The organism is Bacteroidota bacterium, assembly GCA_039111535.1.
Taxonomy (GTDB): Bacteria; Bacteroidota; Rhodothermia; order Rhodothermales; family JAHQVL01; genus JBCCIM01.
In genome coordinates, this window is sequence record JBCCIM010000329.1 from 1 (window position 1) to 3,558 (window position 3,558).

Genomic DNA, 3,558 nt, shown 5'->3' on the forward strand with positions numbered 1-3,558 from the left:
TGACGCTGCCGAACGGCCGCGATACGCGTCAGATGCTGGTGTTGCGCTAAGTATCTATTGATGTCAAACTGTTTAGCGCCTCAAAAAAGCCGAGGCCTTAAAAAAGCTGCCTAATGCAACCCGCATTTGGCAGCTTTTTACGTTTTGCATTTATTTCATGTAGTACGTCTCCCCAGAGGCGATGATACTACCAATTCTCCCGCTTTGAGGGGCGGCAGGCCGACAAAGTGGGACAGGTGTGTGTCGCTACGTTTCAAGTGAGCACTATGCCTCTTGCCTGTGCATCTGCCGAGAGGCTATTTTAGCCAATTTTAACTTCCTTGTAAACGTTCACGCATATGCAGGTGTCTCATGAAGTACTAAGATGCTATTAGACATTTAGCTGCCGGCCTTCATGAAACCAACTCTGTTTTTAATATCGCTATGCATCATGGCTACTGGTGTCAAAGCGCAGGACAATAATACCCAGATTGCGCAGCAAAATACACATCAAATCGCGATGAAGCCTGCTACAGATCTTAGTGGCCAGGCTATGTTGCAGGATATTTTCCTGGGTTTTGATTTTCAGCCGCAGTCTGCTTTTTCCGAAGCTCCCAGCGTTTCGAATGTAGCCCTGATGTACAGCAAGGTGCGTATGACTGCAGCTACTACCGGGCATTTCTGGAGTGCCCGGGGTAAAACGGCGGGCGGACAACTGTTTTACCTGTTCGACAGGAATGATAATGGTGAGCTCCGGGATGAAGACCCCGTGCTGCTTCCAGATAGTGGGATGGTATATGTTGAGTGGCCTATGCGGCGTATTGAGTCTGATGCCTCACCAGCGAAGATAGCAACGCTTGACATTCGGGTGCGCATCCATGCAAACGCCAATGCAGAATGGCAGATCAATACCCTCTGGGAAGCTACACTGCATGCGAAAGAGGAGGACTTACAGGTAGGGATCGTCCGATTAACGGATAACCAATTTCTTGCATTTGCCGACGTAGACGGAGATGGGGTGTATGAGAAATACCTGGATCCTGCCCAGCCTTTTGGATTAGGCGGACCATTTTGGACCTATAATGTCAATTTTGAAGCGCAGGTAGTCGTGCTCAGTCCCACGGACAAACATCCAGTTGCTCCAGGCTGGAAAGCACCTCCGCTTGAAGGCATTACTTGGCCTGATAGCAAAAGCGTCGTTTTGCCGCAGAACACTGGGAAGGTAACCATGCTTGTTTTCTGTTTGCAGACGTGCAGTGGATGCCGGGACCTTGCACCTTACTTACGCGAATTCGCAGCTGCGTATGGGGACACCTCGGAGTTTCGGATGTGGAGTGTGGTGCCGAGTGCTGAAGAAGCTGCTGGCAACGCGCGCGACGTATCTCCTGATTTATTGCAAGTGATCAGCCCTGCGGCCTGGAAAGACTATGGCGTTGCGCCGACGCCCACAGTGTTTGTTATGAACAATACTGGCGAGATAGTGCATCGTAGTATCGGTACGTCCAAAGCCATCGTTGAAGAAATTAAAGCAACCTTATTGCGCCACCTAAACAGATAATGACGCCAATTTTATGAGCTGCCGATTGAATTTGCCTATTGCATGGCGATGGTCGAAATTCTGTTGTTGTATTCACGAGTTTCGAATATCCCTTGACTGCTGAAAAGTTACAGCTCATATACTGGATCTCAACGGGCTTGCTTTGCGCCGTTCTCCTGTGGAGCGCATACACCTATTTCTTTCAGGAAGCTGCCATTGCTGGCATTAAAGCGCTTGGTTTTCCCGATTTTTTCCGTATCCAGCTCGCTATTCTAAAATTATTGGCTATCGCTGCACTGTTGCTACCTGTTGTGCCGATGTACATGAAAGAATGGGCATATGCAGGAGTGGGATTATTTTTTCTCACTGCGATTGTGGCCCACATTGCGCATCGAGATGGGGTGGGTATTACTGGTCTATTGCTTGTGTTTTTTGCTTTACTTATTGCGTCGCACGTAACGCTGCACCGGCTTCAAACGAGCTAGATTACGAGAATTACTGGACTACTTGATCTGCGTATAAACGTAACTCCAGCATCAGAGCTGCGGTAAGTATCTAAATAAACCCCGCTTAGCTATGACCATCATGCACATGTTGTGCAAACTACCCCTGCTATGAGATTCCCAATTATACCATTATTCCTGACCTTTTTGTTCATTTCTGCTTGTACCCAGCCAGCTGAGCAAGTTGCAGTGACAGAAGACGTCACAAATTTTTGGAAAGCATATGATCAAATTACAGCAGTAAGCGATAGTGCTACGCAGTTTGCGTTGATCGATAGTTTGTTTATCGCACCGGGTACACCAGGGCTGCAAGCCATTATGCAACGCAGAGGGTATACCGCGGCCTCGTACATCGACGCGATCAATAGTTATCCTGAGTTTTGGGTCTCGGTGCGCCCAAATACGCTGCGTGCTGAAGCGTATGCTGAGAAGATTAACGCCGGCGTGGAGAAACTTCGTGCCATCTACCCAACCCTGCAGCCGGCGCGCGTATACTTCACTATGGGGGCTCTCATGACCAACGGTATGACGCTTGACGATGTCGTATTCATCGGATCTGAAGTAGCTATGGCCGACAGTGCGGTGGTAACAGACGAGTTGCCGGGAAGGTTGGGCGAAAACTTGCGCGTGTATTTTGATGCGAACCCGATAACCCACATTGCCTTTCTCAATGTGCATGAGTACGTGCACACACAACAAAGTGCGTTTGGTAACACGCTGGTACAGATTGCATTGCAGGAAGGCGTAGCTGAATATATTGCCGTCCTGGCTACAGAGAAAATCTCACCTACGCCGGCGGTTGCTTTTGGCCAGGCGAACGAGCCGGCGGTCCGTGATCGGTTCATCACCGAAATGTTTAGCCCAAACATAAATGATTGGTTGTACAACAACTTTTCAAACGATTTCGAGATGCGCGACATGGGGTACTATGTAGGCTACGCGATTGCAGAAGGATACTACGCAAAGGCTCCTGATAAAGCGCAGGCAATTGCTGAACTTATAGAACTCGATTATCAGAACCTGACAGCCGTTGAGGCCGTGGTAGATGCTTCAGGCTATTTCCCGCAGCCAATGCGTGCCCTGCAGAATATGTATGAAGCAAACAGGCCGCGGGTGGTACGTGTGACTCCTTTTGATGCAGGCACAGCGCAAATTGCCTCGGGGGCAACCCGCCTTACGATACAGTTTTCGCGCCCGATGAGTCCGCGTTTCCGAGGGTTTGACTATGGGCCGCTCGGTGAAGATAATGTTATGCGGATTCAACAGGTCTTTGGATGGTCAGACGATGGTACGGCATTGGAAGTTGAAGTTAACCTTAAACCCGCCCACAGACAACAGATGACGCTTACCTCGCAATTCAGGGCACCGGATGGGGCTGCCATTGAGCCTTTTCTGATTGATGTGACAACACGTTAGCAGTGCAGCCTGCGATATTAAAGAGTGCAAGCCGCGTACCGCAGTGTGCAGAATTTTTTGAAGTATGCAGTTGCATGCAATATGGCGCGCCTTTTTCAGTTATAAGGGGTGTAACCCGTATAA

Annotated in this window: 3 protein-coding genes; all 3 read left to right on the top strand. The window is 49.2% G+C overall.

Features of this window, described 5'->3' with window-relative positions; genetic code table 11:
* The first annotated feature begins 430 nt into the window (after positions 1-430).
* Entirely contained in the window at positions 431-1,537 is a 1,107-nt protein-coding gene (locus AAF564_26455) for a TlpA disulfide reductase family protein (protein ID MEM8489116.1), read from the top strand.
* Between the two features lie 92 nt (positions 1,538-1,629).
* Positions 1,630-2,001 (top strand): DoxX family protein, encoded by a 372-nt coding sequence (locus AAF564_26460; protein MEM8489117.1) that lies wholly within the window; start codon positions 1,630-1,632, stop codon positions 1,999-2,001.
* A gap of 129 nt (positions 2,002-2,130) precedes the next feature.
* Positions 2,131-3,435 carry a hypothetical protein gene (locus tag AAF564_26465; protein ID MEM8489118.1) on the top strand — a complete coding sequence of 435 codons (1,305 nt, stop codon included), beginning with the start codon at positions 2,131-2,133 and terminating at the stop codon, positions 3,433-3,435.
* Positions 3,436-3,558: the final 123 nt, after the last annotated feature.